Source organism: Pseudomonas sp. BIGb0164 (assembly GCF_024810135.1).
Taxonomy (GTDB): domain Bacteria; phylum Pseudomonadota; class Gammaproteobacteria; order Pseudomonadales; family Pseudomonadaceae; genus Aquipseudomonas.
This window is the reverse complement of record NZ_JANUEA010000001.1, coordinates 1-17251: the sequence shown is the minus strand read 5'-3', so window position 1 is coordinate 17251 and position 17251 is coordinate 1. Positions and strand designations below refer to the sequence as shown.

Below are 17251 nucleotides of genomic sequence, written 5' to 3'. Positions count from 1 at the left end.
CTCCGACGCTGGCCCTGCCTGTAATCGACTGGTTTTGATCACCATGAATACACCACCCAAAAACCGCCTGGCCAACCCCGGCTGGTTCCTCGTCAGCCCCTCGGTGGCCTTGCTGCTGCTGTGGATGATCGTGCCGCTGGGCATGACCCTGTACTTCTCCTTGATCCGCTACAACCTGCTCTACCCTGGTGAAAACCAATTTGTGGGGCTGGAGAACTTCACCTACTTCATCACCGATTCGGGCTTCTTGCCCGGCGCCACCAATACCTTGCTGCTGGTGGGCAGTGTGCTGCTGATCAGCGTGGTGTTCGGCGTGTTGATCAGTGCGTTGCTGGAGGCCAGTGAGTTCTTCGGTCGCGGCCTGGTACGGGTGTTGCTGATTTCACCGTTCTTCATCATGCCCACCGTCGGTGCGCTGATCTGGAAGAACCTGATTTTCCACCCGGTGTCGGGGATTCTCGCCGCCGTGTGGAAGCTGTTCGGCGCCGAGCCCGTGGACTGGCTGGCGCACTACCCGCTGTTGTCGATCATTATCATCGTGTCATGGCAATGGCTGCCCTTCGCCATCCTGCTGCTGATGACCGCCATGCAGTCCCTCGACCAGGAACAAAAGGAAGCCGCGCGCCTGGACGGTGCCGGCGCCATCGCGATCTTCTGGCACCTCACCCTGCCCCACCTGGCCCGCCCGATTGCCGTGGTGGTGATGATCGAGACGATCTTCCTGCTCTCGGTGTTTGCCGAGATCTTCACCACCACCAACGGTGGCCCGGGCTACGCCTCGACCAACCTCGCCTACCTGATCTACAACCAGGCGCTGGTGCAGTTCGACGTGGGCATGGCTTCGGCCGGCGGCTTGATTGCCGTGGTCATCGCCAATATCGCGGCGATCATCCTGGTGCGGATGATCGGCAAAAACCTGACTGACAAGCCTTGAGGGCCGCGCCATGACGCTTCAACAATCCCGCCGCCTGCAAAGCCTGTTGCTCGGCACCCTGGCCTGGGCCATCGCGATCCTGATCTTCTTCCCGATCTTCTGGATGGTGCTGACCAGCTTCAAGACCGAAATCGACGCGTTCGCCACGCCACCGCAGTTCATCTTCACGCCGACGCTGGAGAACTACCTGCACATCAACGAGCGCAGCAACTACTTCGCCTACGCCTGGAACTCGGTGGTGATCTCGTTCAGCGCCACCGCCCTGTGCCTGCTGATCTCAGTGCCGGCCGCCTACTCCATGGCGTTCTACGAAACCCAGCGCACCAAGGGCACGCTGCTGTGGATGCTGTCGACCAAGATGCTGCCGCCGGTGGGTGTGCTGATGCCGATCTACCTGCTGGCCAAGAGCTTTGGCCTGCTGGATACGCGGATCGCGCTGATCATCATCTACACGTTGATCAACCTGCCGATCGTGGTGTGGATGGTTTACACCTACTTCAAGGACATCCCCAAGGACATCCTCGAGGCTGCCCGCCTGGACGGCGCCACCCTGTGGCAGGAAATGGTCCGTGTGCTGCTGCCGATTGCCAAGGGTGGCCTGGCGTCCACGGTGCTGCTGTCGCTGATCCTGTGCTGGAACGAGGCGTTCTGGTCGCTGAACCTGACCTCGTCCAACGCCGCGCCGCTGACCGCGCTGATTGCCTCCTACTCCAGCCCTGAAGGGTTGTTCTGGGCCAAATTGTCCGCCGTCTCGACCCTGGCCTGCGCGCCCATCCTGATCTTTGGCTGGATCAGCCAGAAACAGCTGGTGCGCGGCTTGTCCTTCGGCGCCGTGAAATAACGGCCTCATCATTTCTATACGGAGGGCTCATCATGGCCAACCTGAAAATCAAGAATCTGCAAAAAGGCTTCGAAGGTTTCTCCATCATCAAGGGCATCGACCTTGAGGTGAACGACAAGGAATTCGTGGTGTTCGTCGGCCCATCGGGCTGCGGCAAGTCCACCCTGCTGCGCCTGATCGCCGGCCTGGAAGAAGTCACCGAAGGCACCATCGAGCTGGACGGTCGCGACATCACCGAAGTGACCCCGGCCAAGCGTGACCTGGCGATGGTGTTCCAGACCTACGCGCTGTACCCGCACATGAGCGTGCGCAAGAACATGTCGTTTGCCCTGGACCTGGCCGGCGTCGACAAGAAGCTGGTCGAGAGCAAGGTCAGCGAAGCGGCACGCATCCTCGAACTGGGCCCGTTGCTGGAGCGCAAGCCCAAGCAGCTCTCTGGCGGCCAGCGTCAGCGTGTGGCCATCGGCCGGGCGATTGTGCGCAACCCGAAGATCTTCCTGTTCGACGAGCCGTTGTCCAACCTCGACGCCGCGCTGCGCGTGCAGATGCGCCTGGAGCTGGCGCGCCTGCATAAAGAGCTGCAGGCCACCATGATCTACGTGACCCACGACCAGGTCGAAGCCATGACCCTGGCCGACAAGGTGGTGGTGCTCAACAGCGGCCGCATCGAGCAGGTCGGCTCGCCGCTGGAGCTGTACCACCAGCCGGCCAACCTGTTTGTGGCGGGCTTTCTCGGCACGCCGAAAATGGGCTTCCTCAAGGGCAAGGTCACCCGCGTCGACGGCCAGGGCTGCGAGGTGCAGCTGGACGCCGGCACCCTGATCAACCTGCCGCAAAGCGGCGCCACCCTGAGCGTCGGCAGTGCCGTGACCCTGGGCATTCGCCCGGAACACCTGGAAATCGCCACGCCGGGCCAGACCACCCTGACCGTCACCGCCGACGTCGGCGAGCGCCTGGGCAGCGACACCTTCTGCCACGTGGTCACCGCCAACGGCGAACCGCTGACCATGCGCATTCGTGGCGACATGGCCAGCCAATACGGCGAGACGCTGCACCTGCACCTGGACCCGGCGCACTGCCATCTGTTCGACACCGAAGGCAAAGCCGTGGCCCGCCCACTGCGCGCCGCCGCCTGATTTTGCGAGAGTTGCCATGAAACTGAATAAACAGAACCTCACCCAGTTGGCGCCGCAGGTGAAAATCCCGGCGTATGCCATCGCCAGCACCACCCAGGGCATCGCCCACATTGGCGTCGGCGGTTTCCACCGTGCGCACCAGGCCTATTACACCGACGCGCTGATGAACACCGGCGTGGGCCTGGACTGGAGCATCTGCGGCGTCGGCCTGCGTGCCGAGGACCGCAAGGCCCGCGACGACCTGGCTGGCCAGGACTACCTGTTCACCCTGTATGAACTGGGCGATACCGACGACACCGAAGTGCGCGTGATCGGCTCCATCAGCGACATGCTGCTGGCCGAGGACGGCGCCCAGGCGTTGATCGACAAACTGGCCGACCCGGCGATTCGCATCGTCTCGCTGACCATCACCGAAGGCGGCTACTGCATCGACGACAGCAACGGCGAGTTCATGGCCCACTTGCCACAGATCCAGTACGATCTGGCACACCCGAATACACCGAAGACCGTGTTCGGTTTCCTCTGCGCCGCCCTCACTAAACGCCGCGCCGCCGGCACCCCGGCGTTTACCGTGATGTCCTGCGATAACCTGCCGCACAACGGCGCCGTCACCCGCAAGGCACTGCTGGCGTTTGCCACGCTGCACAACGCCGAGCTGCACGACTGGATCAACGCCAATGTGAGCTTCCCCAACGCGATGGTCGACCGCATCACGCCGATGACCAGCACCGCCCACCGCCTGCAATTGCACGACGAGCACGGCATCGACGATGCCTGGCCAGTGGTGTGCGAACCCTTTGTGCAGTGGGTGCTGGAAGACAAATTCGTTAACGGCCGCCCGGCCTGGGAAAACGTCGGTGTGCAGTTCACCGACGACGTGACGCCCTACGAAGAGATGAAGATCGGCCTGCTCAACGGCAGCCACCTGGCCCTCACCTACCTGGGCTTTCTCAAGGGCTACCGGTTTGTGCACGAGACCATGAATGACCCGGTGTTCGTGGCCTACATGCGTGCGTACATGGACCTGGACGTCACACCGAACCTGGCGCCGGTGCCGGGCATCGACCTGACCGAGTACAAGCAGACGCTGGTGGACCGCTTCTCCAACCAGGCGATTGCCGACCAGTTGGAACGCGTATGCTCCGATGGCTCGTCGAAGTTTCCCAAGTTCACCGTGCCAACCATCAACCGCCTGATCGCCGACGGCCGCGAGACCGACCGCGCGGCGCTGGTGGTGGCCGCGTGGGCGCTGTACTTGAAGGGCGTGGATGAAAACGGCGTGAGCTACACGATCCCGGATCCCCGTGCGCAGTTTTGCCAAGAGCTGGTGAGTGACGATGCGCTGATCAGCAAGCGCCTGCTGGGGGCGGAGGAGATTTTTGGTACGGCTATTCCCAACTCGCCTGCGTTTGTGGCAGCGTTCGAGCGGTGTTTTGCGAGCCTGCGTGACCACGGCGTCACTGCAACTCTGCAGAATCTCCTGAAGAAACCGGCTTAAACCTGTGGGAGCTGGCTTGCCTGCGATGGCGGTCTTTCAGTCACCTCTTGGCTGCCTGAACCACCGCCATCGCAGGCAAGCCAGCTCCCACACGTGATCGGGTTTTCAATCCAAAAAACAATGCTGCTGAGCAAATCCTCATGACCCAGCAAAACCTGTTTCTCGGCATCGACTGCGGCACCCAGGGCACCAAGGCCATCGTCCTCGACGCCGGCAACGGCAAGGTGCTGGGCCTGGGCGCTGCTGCCCACAGCCTGATCAGCGGCGCCAATGGCCGTCGCGAGCAGCACACCCAGGAATGGCTGGACGCCTTTACCGAAGCCACCCACCGCGCCCTGCAACAGGCGGGCGTGGACGGCCAGGACATTCTCGGTATCGGCGTTTCCGGCCAGCAACACGGGCTGGTGCTGCTGGATGACAGTGGCCAGGTCCTGCGCCCGGCCAAGCTGTGGTGCGACACCGAAACCGCGCCCGAAAACGAGCGCCTGCTCGAACACCTGGGCGGCGAAAGCGGTTCGCTGGAGCGACTCGGTGTGGCGATTGCACCGGGGTACACCGTCTCCAAGTTGCTGTGGACCCGCGAGCAGCACCCGGATATTTTTGCGCGCATCGCGCATATCCTGCTGCCCCATGACTACCTCAACTACTGGCTCACCGGCCGTGCCGTCGCGGAATATGGCGATGCATCGGGCACCGGGTATTTCAACGTGCGCAACCGCCAGTGGGACGTGGACCTGCTCAAGCACATCGACCCCAGCGGGCGCCTTGAAGCCGCGTTGCCCGCCTTGATCGAGGCCGATGAGCGCGTGGGCACGATCCTGCCGGCAATTGCCGAGCGCCTGGGCATCAACCCCAACGCCATCGTCGCCAGCGGCGGCGGTGACAACATGATGGGCGCCATCGGCACCGGCAATATCGCGCCGGGCGTGATCACCATGAGCCTTGGCTCCTCGGGCACCGTCTATGCGTTCGCCGACCAGCCGAAGGTAAGCCCGCAGGCCTCGGTCGCCACGTTCTGCTCGTCCAGCGGCGGCTGGCTGCCACTGATCTGCATCATGAACCTGACCAACGCCACCGGGGTGATCCGCGAGCTGTTCGACCTCGACCTGGCCGCGTTCAACACGCTGGTGGAACAGGCCCCCATCGGCGCCGACGGCGTGAGCATGCTGCCGTTCCTCAATGGCGAACGGGTGCCCGCCCTGCCCCACGCCACGGGCAGCCTGCACGGGCTGACCATGACCAACCTGACCCGCGCCAACCTGTGCCGCGCCGTGGTCGAGGGCACCACCTTCGGCCTGCGCTACGGCCTGGACCTGCTGCGCCAGACCGGCCTGCAAAGCCAGAGCATCCGCCTGATCGGCGGCGGCTCGAAGAGCCCGGTGTGGCGGCAGATGGTTGCCGATATCATGAACACCGAAGTGATCTGTACCGAACAAAGCGAAGCCGCCGCCCTGGGCGCGGCGATCCAGGCGGCGTGGTGCCAGTCCGGCGAATCCCTGGCCAGCCTGTGCGACAAATGTGTGAGCGTCGACCCGGCCAGCCGTACCCTGCCGGTGGCGGCCAGTGTCAGCGCCTATCAACAGGCCTACGAGCGCTATCAACAACACGTGGCAACCCTTTAAGAGCGAACGACTATGTATCTGGTGTGTGGTGAAGCGCTGTTCGATTTCTTCAGCGAGGAAGATGCCAGCGGGCAGGCTTCCAAGGTCAACTACAAGGCCATTGCCGGGGGCTCGCCGTTCAACGTGGCCGTGGGTTTGCGCCGCCTGGGTATCGAAGCCGGGCTGTTTGGCGGCGTGTCCACCGACTTCCTCGGCCGCCGCCTGTTGCAAGTGCTCAGGGACGAAGGCGTCAGCGAGCAGTTCCTGGTGGAATTTGCCGCACCGACCACCCTGTCGATGGTGGCCGTGGGCGCCAACGGCTCACCGCAGTACAACTTCCGTGGCGAAGGCTGTGCCGACCGGCTGCTGGAAGTCACCCACCTGCCCGAGCTGGGCGCCGACATCCGTGGCCTGCATATCGGCTCGTTCTCCCTGGTGGTGCAGCCGATTGGCGACACCCTGCTGAACCTGGTCAAGCGTGAAAGCGGCAAACGCTTGATCAGCCTCGACCCCAACGTGCGCCTCAACCCGCAGCCGGATATCCAGCTGTGGCGTGACCGTGTGGCCGAGCTGGTCAAGCATGCCGACCTGATCAAGGTCAGCGATGAAGACCTGCACCTGCTCTACCCCGACCAGTCGCCGGAAAGCGTGCTGCAAGGCTGGCTGCAACACCGCTGCCAGTTGGTGTTCCTCACCCGGGGTGGCGAAGGGGCCAGCGTGTTCAGCCGCCAGCATGGTCATTGGTCGCAACCGGCCGTAGAGGTAGTGATGGCCGATACGGTCGGCGCCGGCGATACGTTCCAGGCCGCGCTGATCGCCTGGCTGACCGAGCACCACCTGGACTCAGTGGACGGCCTGCAACGGCTCACCCGCGCGCAGATCGACGCCATGCTCGGCTTCGCGATCCGCGCTGCTGCGCTGACGTGCGGCAAGACCGGGCCGGACCTGCCGTATCGCCAGCAGTTGGGCTGAACACGCGTTCATGAAGGTTTTGTCAGTTAGCGCGCAATTAATCGAAGGTTAATCCCCCAAGTCGACAGTGAACTTGACCGCACTCACCGCCCCCGGGGGCCCGTGCGGCCGCCGGCCCGTCGTGTTGATGGGCCTGCGAACGACTTGCGGAGAACCCTCATGAAACTGCGTACCTTACTGTTCACCGGCACCTTGGCCCTGGCCGCGCTCTCAGGCGTCGCCCAGGCTGACACGGCCCAGCAAACCGATGCCAAACCGGTGCCTTACCAATACGGCATGCCCTTGAACATCGACAAAGTGATTGCCATGCACGAGACCGACACCAATGACTGCAAGGTCATCAACGCCGACATCAAGTTCGTGGATAAAGCCGGCAAAATCGAAGATGTGGGCTACCGCAAAATGTCAGAAGCCTGTGACTTCCAGAACTGAGCCGTTGAAACAGACAACGCAGGCCCGCGCATAAACGAGTAATCTTGCGGGCTTGTCACAGGCCGAAAGGATTCGCCATGCCGCTCAGTTTCCGTTCCCTCGCTACCTTTACCGCCCTGCTCTGCTTCGCCCTCGCGCTGGTCTGGGGCCTGCGTCCCGACCTGCTGCTGTGGCTGTGGAGTGTCGAGTACTCCAGCGCGACCGGGCTGGTCTCACGCCGCAACGCCGCGCTGTTCCTGGCGATCGGCATCATGTTCTACCGCGCTCGCCACGCACCACCTTCCGACACACGACGTGCCCTGACCACCGGCTTTATCGCCGGGTGCCTGGTATTGGCCGTGCTTGGGTTCAGTGAATGGATCAATGGCAATGCCGGGCCGGGCATCCTGCTGGCGGTGGCAACAGAAACCGTACTGGGCCTGGCGTTTCTCCAGGCCCACAGGTCGTCGGTGATTCAACCTCAGACGTCGGCCTAGTAGTAGCCGCGTCCTCCCGCTCTTTGCAGGGCGGGTGCATGGGTGTGCTTGAGGTCTTCGCGCAACCCGGTGATCAGGTTGCAAATGGCTCGGCTGCTGTCGAGCTTGTCGGCGTTGATGCCTTTGACTTCCAGGTCCACTCGGTCACGGTCGCGGTCGTCATAGACCTTGATCGTCAGCGAGGCATCTTCGGCTTTGGTGCACTCGCACCGTTTGGGCAGGAAACTTCCTTCAATAATGCTGCGAAGTTCTAATTCCGAAAGCATGGCCAACCTCTCCTTTAATGAGACTGCCAATCAGTTTTTATGAACACTCAAGTTGCTGGCAGGTGCGTGCCTGCCGCGTCTTGCCAACCTTGGAAGACGCTTTCATTCACCAGCCTACTCGGCAAAATCCCCTCTCGTTGTAACCTTTCCTCATAAGTGACGAGGATTGATATATATCCCGGAAAGGTTTTTACATTCAGTCATCAAATTCTCGGCGAATGGCAGGGATTAAACGTTTAATCCCGGACTTCCGGTTAAACCGCCGTTTGCGCCGCCACTCTTTCAGCAACATGTCGCAAACTATCGAAATTGATATTGGCGCCTGAATTGATCGCCACCAGGGTCTGGCCACTCACCCCAGTTCGCTCGACGTAACGGCGGATGCCTGCCACGGCGAGGGCGCCTGAGGGTTCGGTGATCGAGCGCGTATCGTCGTAGATCAGCTTGATGGCGCTGCACAATTCGTCATTGCTCACGGTGATGACTTCATCCACCCAATCGCGGCAGATCTCATACCCATAGGCACCGACCTGCGCCACCGCGGTGCCATCGGCAAACCCGTCCACACTTGGCAACACTACGCGCTCACCGGCACGCAAGGCCGCCAACAGGCAGCTGGAGCCTTCGGGCTCGACGCCGATGATACGCACCTGGGGCCGCAGGTATTTGACGTAGGCGGCAATGCCAGCGATCAAGCCACCGCCGCCCACCGGTACGAAAATCGCGTCCAGCGGCCCCTGTTGCTGTCGCAGCACTTCCATGGCCACGGTGCCTTGGCCCGCAATCACATCCGGGTCGTCGAACGGCGACACAAAAGTGCAACCCGAGGTCTCGGCCAGTTGCAGCGCATGGGCCAGCGCAAACGGAAAGCTCTCCCCCTGCAGCACCGCCTCGGCCCCTCGGGAACGCACACCCAGCACTTTCAATTGTGGCGTGCTGCAAGGCATGACGATGCGTGCCTTGATCCCCAGTTCCAGCGCGGCCAGTGCCACACCCTGGGCGTGGTTACCCGCCGATGCAGTGACCACGCCCCGGGCCCTTTGCTCAGCCGTGAGCTGCACCAACTTGTTGTAGGCACCACGGATCTTGAAGGAAAAGGTCGGCTGCAAGTCCTCGCGCTTGAGCAGCACCTGGTTGCCCAGCAACGCTGACAGCGCCGGCGCCGCCTGCAAGGGCGTGCGCACTGCCAGGTCATAGACCGGGGCCGCGAGGATCTTTTTTACGTAGTGCTCAAGCAGTTCCGGGTTGGCGGTGTGTGGAACGGGGCACGTGCTCATCGGTGTCTCCTGGCGCTTTTTTTGAAGGCCCCGGAGACGGAAAAACAAAACCCGCCTCTAGGGCGGGTTGGGGTGCAGCCGTGTGCTATCCCGCCAAATGAGGAATGGCGGTAATAATCATCAGCGGGCTACGGAAGGCTTGTAATGTCATGCAACGAAATTAACCGGCGCCTGGCGAGCAAGTCAATGGCCCGCTGCCATTTAGCGGTCGGGGGTTTACGATTGATATACGAAACATATACGCTTTGTATATCAACCCTGCACAGTGAAGACCATGGGCATCGTCAAGATCACCGACCAACTGCACGAACAGCTTCGCCTGGCCAGCGCCGCCATGGACCGCTCCATCAACGCCCAGGCCGAGTTCTGGATCAAGATCGGCCTGCTCGCCGAGCTCAACCCTCACCTGCCTTACAACGAGCTGATCAACAAATTGTTGCTGGACAAGCCCGACCTGATCCGGGGGCGCAGTTGATGATCAAGACCGCCCCGCAATTGGCCGTGATGCGCGAATCCGGGCGCCTGCTGGCCCAGGTGTTCAGCATGCTCGATGGGTTTGTCTGCGCCGGCCGCTCCACCCTGGAGCTGGACGCCGCCGTCGAAGCTTTCATCCGCAACGATTTGAAGGCCCGCCCCGCCAGCCTGGGCCAATACGACTACCCGTTTAGCATCAACACTTCGATCAACGAGGTGGTGTGCCATGGCATGCCCAGCGCCAAGGACATCCTCAAGGACGGCGACATCATCAACATCGACATCACCCTGGAAAAAGGCGGGTTTATTGCCGATTCCAGCAAGATGTACATGATCGGCAACGTGGCGCCCAAGGCGCGGCGCCTGGTGGAAATGACCTTCGAGGCGATGTGGGCCGGCATTCGCCAGGTCAAGCCGGGCGCGCGCCTGGGTGATATCGGCCATGCGATCCAGAGCCACGCCCAGGCCAATGGCTACAGCGTGGTGCGTGACTACTGCGGCCATGGCATCGGCCGGCAGATGCACGAGGAACCGCAAGTGTTGCACTTCGGCCGCCCTGGCACCGGGCTGGAACTGCGCGAAGGCATGGTGTTCACCATCGAGCCCATGCTCAACCAGGGTGGCGCCAAGGTGCGCAGCCTCAAGGATGGCTGGACGGTGGTGACCCGGGACAACAGCCTGTCGGCACAGTGGGAACACACCGTGGCGGTGACGGCGGACGGCTTCGAGGTGCTGACCCTGCAACCCACCCCCTGACGACATAACCCTGTAGGAGCCGGCTTGCCGGCGATGGCATCACTGCGGGACTCCTGAAACACCACGGCGTCCGCATCGCAGGCAAGCCAGCTCCCACAGATTCAGGGGTCAGGGGTCACACGACATTGGCGCCGCCGGCGATTCGCTTGAGCCCCAACACCATCAACCCCGCCCCCAGCCCCATCGCCGCCAGGAACAACGGGTACGAAATCCACCAGGGCGTGCCCGCCGTCATCATGCTGAATTCCGACATGCCGCCCACGCTGGCGATCAGGTTCAGCGGCAGGAACACCACGTTGATCAAGGTCAGCTTGCGCAGCAGGTTGTTCATGCTGTTGTTCATCAGGTTGCCGCGTGCGTCGATCAACCCGGAGAACACGTTGGAGTAGATCTCCGCCTGCTTGTAGCACTGGTGGTTTTCGATGATCAGGTCGTCAATCAGACCCAGGGTCCGGGCGCTGAAGTGTTCCTTCTCGGCGTGATTGCGCAGCCGCGTCAGCACAGCGCCGTTGCTGTGCAGGGCGTTGATGTAATAGATCAGGCTCTCGCTGAGGCTGAACATCTGCATCAAGTGGTGGTTGCTCATGGACGCGTTGAACTGCTGCTGCAACTCCCGTGCAACCAGCTTGATCACCTTGAGATGGCCCAGGTAGTGGTGGATGTTGTTGAGCAGCAGGTCGAGCAGCACGTCCAGTGGCGTGTGCAACGGGTGGCGCTTGCCCAAGCCCGTCAGCGGGGTTTCATCCGGGGCGATCACCAGCAGACGGTCCGGTGAAAACAGCAAGCCGCAGGACGACACTTCGAATACGAGGCTGCCACCGCCGGAGTAGTTTTCCGGGCGTTTCCAGATCAGGAACAGGTTGTCCGGGTGGAACTCGATCCGTGAGACTTCGTCCGGGTCGAGCGCCGAGGCCAGCGCGTGCTCATCCAGCTTGTAATGGTCACGCAGCCTGTCTCGCTCGGCCGGGTCAGGGTCGTTGAACAACAGAATGGGGGCCTCGTCACTGTCCCCGCTGCGCAGCGTGCCATCGATCAGGTCAAAGCGCTGGATCATCGCCGGCTACCAGACCTGGCCTTGGCGCTTAAGCTCCAGGCGCCGCACAAACTCCTCCAGCACCAGGGCATACAGGTCGTCCTGCAAATAGGCGTCTTCGATGCCGGCGTCCATATTGGGGTTGTCGTTGACCTCAATCACCACCACCTTGTCACCGGATTGCTTGAGGTCCACGCCATACAGGCCGTCACCGATCAGGTTGGCGGTCTTCACGGCCAGCTCCACCACGGCCTTCGGCGCCTCGTGAACCGCCAGTGTGCGGCATTCGCCGTTGATGTCCTGGCCGATAGCCTTGTGGTTGTAGATCTGCCAATGGCCCTTGGACATGAAGTACTGACAGGCGAAGATCGGCTTGCGGTTGAGTACGCCGATGCGCCAGTCGTACTCGGTGTAGAAAAACTCCTGGGCGAGCAGCAGCACCGAATGTTCGAACAGCTCGGCGGTAGCCTTGAGCAAGGCCTCCTGGCTCTCCACCTTGATCACGCCACGGGAAAAACAACCGTCCGGGATCTTCAGTACCAAGGGGAAACCCAGGCGTTCGCCGACCCGTTCGAACTCTTCCGGTCGTTCCTTGTAGAGAATCTCGGTGGCGGGCATGCCCAGCTGATGGCTGTTGAGCAGGTCGGTGAGGTAGACCTTGTTGGTGCAGCGCAGGATCGACGTCGGGTCATCCATCACTACCAGGCCTTCGCTTTCGGCTTTCTTGGCGAAACGATAGGTGTGGTTGTCGACGCTGGTGGTCTCGCGGATCAGCAAGGCGTCGTACTCGGCGAGGCGCGCGTAGTCCTTGCGTTCGATCAGTTCCACGTCGATGCCCAGGCCCTTGCCGACCCGCACGAAGTTCTCCAGGGCACGGGCGTTGGATGGGGGCAGTTGCTCTTGAGGATCGTGAAGGATGGCCAGGTCATAACGGGCCAATCGGCGTGAACGGGGTTGGCGCCAGATCTTGCGGCTGAAGTTGTCGAGGGCGTGGGCGAATTGATCTTCCTGATCATCACGCAACTTGTGGAGCACGCCGGACTTGACCCCTTCGATATGCCAACCGTTGTTCTTTCTGAATTCAACTAAGAGGATCGGGCACGGGAAGGTTTCAAATAACTGGCGGGCCAGATCCTGCAACGGTTCTATATTGGTCCGGCCAAAGTAAAGGGTCAGGGTAAACCCTTCGGTATTGCTGTAAAGGTGATGACTCAAGGCTTTATCGAGGGTTTTATCCAGGTCATCCAGCGCCAGGCCATACAGCGATTTTTTGGTCAGCTCACTGATGGTGCGCACCGACGGAATCACCTTGTGCCCCCGCGCTTCAGCCAGCAGCGAACAGTAGTAGCCATGCCCCAGGTACTTGTAGCTGCGGCACAGGTTGATCACCTGCACGCGCTTGCCGCTCTCGTTTTCCCGGGTCTGTTCCAGGTATTCCTGGGCGGTGACGATGTCTTCGCTGGGGAAGTAAGAGGCCCAATCTTCCTTGCGTTCGACAATGATCACTACTTGACTGGCCCCTTTGGGTGGTACGGAAAAATAACCTTTGTTAGTTATTGTCGCCGCGAGGGTTTGCTCGGATACTTCACGCCAATGACCTTGTACCGCCGACATAATATTTGATCCGCTTTAGAGAACTCGACCTTTTCTATTAAGCACGATCTTTTAGAGAAGTCCCGTTTCGTTACGCAACTTTTACGGCGGTTATATGGCTCTTTCCTTTCGCGTTGCAACACCGGCCGATGTGCCTGAACTGGTGGCCTTGGAACAGCACTGTTTCACCACCGACCGGCTCTCGTCGCGCAGTTTCCAGTGGATGGTCAGCCGCGCCCACGGGCAGTTGCTGGTGGCGGAAAATGACGAGCAATTGCTCGGCTACGCCCTGGTGCTGTTCCATCGCGGTACCTCATTGGCGCGCCTGTACTCCATCGCCATTGCCGAACACGCGCGCGGCATGGGCCTGGGCAAGCAATTGCTGGCCCGTATCGAGGCCTGCGCCATCGAGCACGACTGTGCCTACCTGCGCCTGGAAGTGCGCACCGACAACCCCGGCGCCCTCGCCCTCTACGAACGCAATGGCTACCGGCGCTTCGCCCTGATCAATGACTATTACGAAGACCACACCGCCGCCCTGCGCCTGGAAAAACGCATCCTGCAGCATCACACCGCACGCCCGCAGAGCGTGCCGTATTATCAACAGACCACCGACTTCACCTGTGGCGCCGCCTGCCTGCTGATGGCCATGGGCGCGCTGGTGCCTGGGCGTGTGGCACAGCGTCGCGAAGAGCTGCAGATCTGGCGCGAAGCAACCACCGTGTTCATGACCGCCGGCCATGGTGGTTGCAGCCCTCAGGGTTTGGCGCTGGCAGCCTGGCGCCGGGGCTTTCGGGTACGGATGCAGGTGAATGTAAGCGGGCCGTTGTTTCTCGATGGCGTGCGCGACCCGCACAAAAAGGATGTGATGCGTGTGGTGCACGAGGCGTTCGAGGAGGAGTTGGCAGGCAGCGACGTCGAACAGGTGCTCGGCGGCGCCCTGGACTTGCCACAGGTGCTGCAGGCAGGCGGGCAACCGCTGGTGTTGATCAGCAGCTACCGCCTCACGCGTTCCAAGTCGCCGCACTGGGTGATGGTCACCGATTGCGACGACGAGTTTGTCTACCTGCACGACCCGGACGTGGACCACAGCCAGCACCGTCAGCCCCTGGACTGCCAGCACCTGCCGGTCAGCCATGGGGCGTTCGAGCGCATGTGCCGGTTTGGCAACAACAAACTGCGGGCGGCGGTGGTGCTGTTTATGCCACCTGCTTGATCGCGGCCTGGGCTTCCAGCTCGCGCACCAGCGGCAACACGCGCTTGCCGAAGTACTCGACTTCTTCCTGGAAGTGCAGGAAGCCGGCGAGTACCAGGTCCACACCGACGGCCTTGAGCGCGACGATGCGCTCGGCAATCTGTTGCGGGGTGCCAATCAAGTTAGTCTTGAAGCCGTCGTTGTACTGCACCAGGTCTTCAAAGCTGGATTTGGCCCAGTTGCCCTCGCCCTCCGGTGAGGCCTTGCCCGCTTGCCTGGCCGCATCGCCAAAGGCATTCACGGCTTCCGGGTCGGCTTTTTCGATGATTTCGGCGAGCACGGCGCGGGCTTCTTCTTCGGTGTCACGGGCGATAACAAACGCATTCACGCCGACTTTGACCGAATGATTATTGGCGGCCGCCTTGGCGCGGATATCGTCGACCTGGGCCTTGATGCCTTCCGGGGTGTTGCCGTTGGTGAAATACCAGTCCGACACCCGCGCTGCCATGTCCCGCGCGGCCCGCGAGCTGCCGCCCTGGAACACCTCGGGCTGGCCCAGCGGCTTGGGCTTGAGGGTGTAGTTGTTGAAGCGGTAGAAGTCGCCTTTGAAGGTGAAGTCGTCCTGGGTCCAGATGCCCTTGAGGGCGCGGATGAACTCTTCGGAACGGCGATAACGCTCATCGTGTTCCAGCCAGTGTTCGCCGATGGCCTGGAACTCGCCCTTGAACCAGCCGCTGACGATGTTCACCGCAATGCGGCCGTTAGTCAGCTGGTCGATGGTCGCCAATTGCTTGGCCGCCAACGCCGGTTGCCACGGACCGGGCAGGATCGCTGCAATGACTTTCAGTTTGGTCGTCGCCGCCAGCAGCGCATGGCTGAACGCCACGGATTCATGCTGGTTCTCGGCGCCGTAGCCGGCGGTAAAGCGAATCTGCGTCAGGCCATATTCAAAGCCGGCCTCTTCGGCCAATTGCGCCAGTTTGCGGTTGTAGTCGATGCCCCAATGGGTGCGCTGCTCGATCTTGCTCACCACCAGCCCACCGCTGACGTTGGGCACCCAATAGGCAAATTTCACGGCTTGCTGACTCATCGGACGTTTCCTCGCACACAGGGATGTAGGAGGGTCAGAGCAGCAAGTGTGCCAGCACCGGCAAAGGCCCGGCGTACAGGCGCTGCATCAAGAAACCGCGCAATGAAGGCCTTTGTCGCGGGTGTCAGGGATCGCACCGCTTTGTCGTTCCACTGTTGCTGGCGCAACAGTCAGCCAGGGTTATAGCCCGTAAATACGAGGTGGAACACCCGGCACGGACTGTGCAATCGCCCTGGTACTTGAACACTGCCAAGGAGCTGCCTCCCATGACTGAGCAACACGTGATCAACCCGCTGTCCATCGGCGTCGACTACCCCACACTGGCCGCACGCTTTCGGCCGATCTTCCAGCGCATCGCCGAGGGTGCGGTTGAGCGCGAGCAAACCCGCACCCTGCCCTACGAACCCATCCGATGGCTCAAGGAGGCCGGCTTTGGCGCAGTGCGAGTGCCGGTGGAATATGGCGGTGGCGGCGCGTCCCTGCCCCAGTTGTTCGAACTGCTGATCGAACTCGCCGCTGCCGACTCCAACGTGCCCCAAGCCCTGCGCGGGCATTTCGCGTTCGCCGAAGACCGCCTGAATGCACCGCCCGGTGCCGGTCGCGACCTGTGGTTCAAGCGTTTTGTCGACGGCGATATCGTCGGCTGCGCCTGGACGGAAATCGGCGATGTCGCGATTGGCGATGTGGTAACCCAGGTCAGCCCGGACGGCGATCAGTGGACGCTCAACGGTGAGAAGTTCTACAGCACCGGCAGCCTGTTTTCGGACTGGATCGATGTGTACGCCCAGCGCAGCGACACCGGCGCCTCGGTGATCGCCGCCACGCGCACGCGACAGCCGGGCGTGGTGCAGAGCGATGATTGGGACGGGTTTGGTCAACGCACCACCGGCAGTGGCACCACGCGGTTTACCGATGCGGTGGTCGAGGCTGACAACGTCATCGACTTTGCGACCCGGTTCAAGTACCAGACGGCCTTCTACCAGTTGGTGCTGCTGGCGAGCCTGGCGGGTATCGGGCGGGCGGCGCTGAACGATGTGGCACGGCAGGTGCGTAGCCGTAAACGCATTTACAGCCATGGCAATGCGGCGCATGTGAGCCAGGATGCGCAGGTACAGCAGGTGGTGGGTGAGGTGGCGGCCCTGGTGTATGCGGCTGAGGCTAGTGCCTTAAAGGCGGCTGTTCCGGCGCAGCGGGCTTACCTGGCGCGGTTTTCGGGGGATGCGGTGTTGGAGCGGGAGGCCAATGTGGCGGCGGAGATTGAGTCGGCGACAGCGCAGGTGGTGGTGTCGCAGTTGGTTCAGCGGGCGACCACTGAGTTGTTCAATGCGCTGGGGGCTTCGGATGTGCGCCAGGGGAAAGCGCTGGATCGGCATTGGCGGAATGCGCGGACGGTGTCGTCGCATAATCCGGTGATTTACAAGGCGCGGATTGTGGGGGATTGGGTGGTGAATGGGAGTGAGCCGCCGTTTGTTTGGCAGATTGGGAATGGGCCGGGTAAGGGGTGAGGTTTGATTGGGGGCATATCCGTTATTGGGGTGATGGCTGAGTATGGTTCCGCCCTTACGGCGGGTCACTTTGGAAAAGCCCCAAAGTAACCAAAGGGCTCTTGCCCCAACACTCGGCACCTCGCTCACGCTCGGTGTGCCCGTAATCCGACAGTGATTTGGGGGGCCGCCG

Annotated in this window: 17 protein-coding genes; 12 read left to right on the top strand and 5 right to left on the bottom strand. The window is 61.8% G+C overall.

The window, feature by feature from the left end:
- Positions 1-43: 43 nt before the first annotated feature.
- From M2394_RS00085 to M2394_RS00050, 8 genes are all read left to right on the top strand, one after another.
- A complete protein-coding gene (locus M2394_RS00085) occupies positions 44-934 on the top strand; it encodes a carbohydrate ABC transporter permease (protein WP_176998378.1) in 891 nt (296 codons plus the stop codon).
- A 10-nt stretch (positions 935-944) separates the two neighbouring features.
- On the top strand, positions 945-1775 hold the full coding sequence (locus M2394_RS00080) for a carbohydrate ABC transporter permease (protein WP_016968929.1): 831 nt from the start codon (positions 945-947) through the stop codon (positions 1773-1775).
- Between the two features lie 32 nt (positions 1776-1807).
- Positions 1808-2911 (top strand): ABC transporter ATP-binding protein, encoded by a 1104-nt coding sequence (locus M2394_RS00075; RefSeq protein ID WP_178923326.1) that lies wholly within the window; start codon positions 1808-1810, stop codon positions 2909-2911.
- 16 nt (positions 2912-2927) lie between these two features.
- The gene (locus M2394_RS00070; protein ID WP_259171193.1) at positions 2928-4409 is read left to right on the top strand and encodes a mannitol dehydrogenase family protein; all 1482 of its coding nucleotides are present in this window, start codon (positions 2928-2930) and stop codon (positions 4407-4409) included.
- A gap of 140 nt (positions 4410-4549) precedes the next feature.
- Positions 4550-6031: a xylulokinase gene (gene xylB, locus M2394_RS00065; protein WP_259171192.1), complete on the top strand. Its 1482-nt coding sequence runs from the start codon at positions 4550-4552 to the stop codon at positions 6029-6031.
- Positions 6032-6043: 12 nt separating this feature from the next.
- Positions 6044-6982, top strand: coding sequence for a carbohydrate kinase (locus M2394_RS00060; protein WP_259171191.1), 939 nt, complete (start codon positions 6044-6046; stop codon positions 6980-6982).
- Positions 6983-7141: 159 nt separating this feature from the next.
- Positions 7142-7414, top strand: coding sequence for a DUF2790 domain-containing protein (locus tag M2394_RS00055; protein ID WP_259171190.1), 273 nt, complete (start codon positions 7142-7144; stop codon positions 7412-7414).
- A 77-nt stretch (positions 7415-7491) separates the two neighbouring features.
- Positions 7492-7890, top strand: a complete 399-nt coding sequence (locus tag M2394_RS00050) for a hypothetical protein (RefSeq protein WP_178923316.1) — start codon at positions 7492-7494, stop codon at positions 7888-7890.
- Here M2394_RS00050 and M2394_RS00045 read toward each other — a convergent pair.
- Together M2394_RS00045 and ilvA are read right to left on the bottom strand one after the other, a co-directional pair.
- Positions 7887-8156, bottom strand: coding sequence for a DUF1652 domain-containing protein (locus M2394_RS00045; RefSeq protein WP_259171189.1), 270 nt, complete (start codon positions 8154-8156; stop codon positions 7887-7889). The two genes, M2394_RS00050 and M2394_RS00045, sit on opposite strands and share 4 nt — an antisense overlap.
- A gap of 254 nt (positions 8157-8410) precedes the next feature.
- A complete protein-coding gene (gene ilvA, locus M2394_RS00040; protein WP_178923314.1) occupies positions 8411-9433 on the bottom strand; it encodes a threonine ammonia-lyase, biosynthetic in 1023 nt (340 codons plus the stop codon).
- Between the two features lie 274 nt (positions 9434-9707).
- On the opposite strand from ilvA, the gene M2394_RS00035 reads away from it, so the two are divergent.
- Positions 9708-9908: a ParD-like family protein gene (locus M2394_RS00035; protein ID WP_003190946.1), complete on the top strand. Its 201-nt coding sequence runs from the start codon at positions 9708-9710 to the stop codon at positions 9906-9908.
- Positions 9908-10663, top strand: coding sequence for a type I methionyl aminopeptidase (gene map / locus M2394_RS00030; RefSeq protein ID WP_176998387.1), 756 nt, complete (start codon positions 9908-9910; stop codon positions 10661-10663). The genes M2394_RS00035 and map overlap by 1 nt, the downstream gene beginning before the upstream one ends.
- A 115-nt stretch (positions 10664-10778) precedes the next feature.
- On the opposite strand, the gene M2394_RS00025 is transcribed toward map, so the two are convergent.
- On the bottom strand, positions 10779-11717 hold the full coding sequence (locus tag M2394_RS00025; protein ID WP_259171188.1) for a magnesium transporter CorA family protein: 939 nt from the start codon (positions 11715-11717) through the stop codon (positions 10779-10781).
- Between the two features lie 6 nt (positions 11718-11723).
- Complete coding sequence (locus tag M2394_RS00020; protein ID WP_259171187.1) at positions 11724-13310, bottom strand: RimK family protein; 1587 nt, start codon at positions 13308-13310, stop codon at positions 11724-11726.
- Positions 13311-13404: 94 nt separating this feature from the next.
- Between M2394_RS00020 and M2394_RS00015 the strand changes: the two genes are divergently transcribed.
- Complete coding sequence (locus tag M2394_RS00015; protein WP_259171186.1) at positions 13405-14505, top strand: GNAT family N-acetyltransferase/peptidase C39 family protein; 1101 nt, start codon at positions 13405-13407, stop codon at positions 14503-14505.
- Here the strand turns inward: M2394_RS00015 and sfnG are convergent.
- Positions 14489-15574, bottom strand: coding sequence for a dimethylsulfone monooxygenase SfnG (sfnG, locus tag M2394_RS00010; protein WP_178926025.1), 1086 nt, complete (start codon positions 15572-15574; stop codon positions 14489-14491). The genes M2394_RS00015 and sfnG overlap by 17 nt on opposite strands.
- A 266-nt stretch (positions 15575-15840) precedes the next feature.
- Between sfnG and M2394_RS00005 the strand changes: the two genes are divergently transcribed.
- Positions 15841-17079, top strand: coding sequence for an acyl-CoA dehydrogenase family protein (locus M2394_RS00005; RefSeq protein WP_178926024.1), 1239 nt, complete (start codon positions 15841-15843; stop codon positions 17077-17079).
- Positions 17080-17251 lie beyond the last annotated feature (172 nt).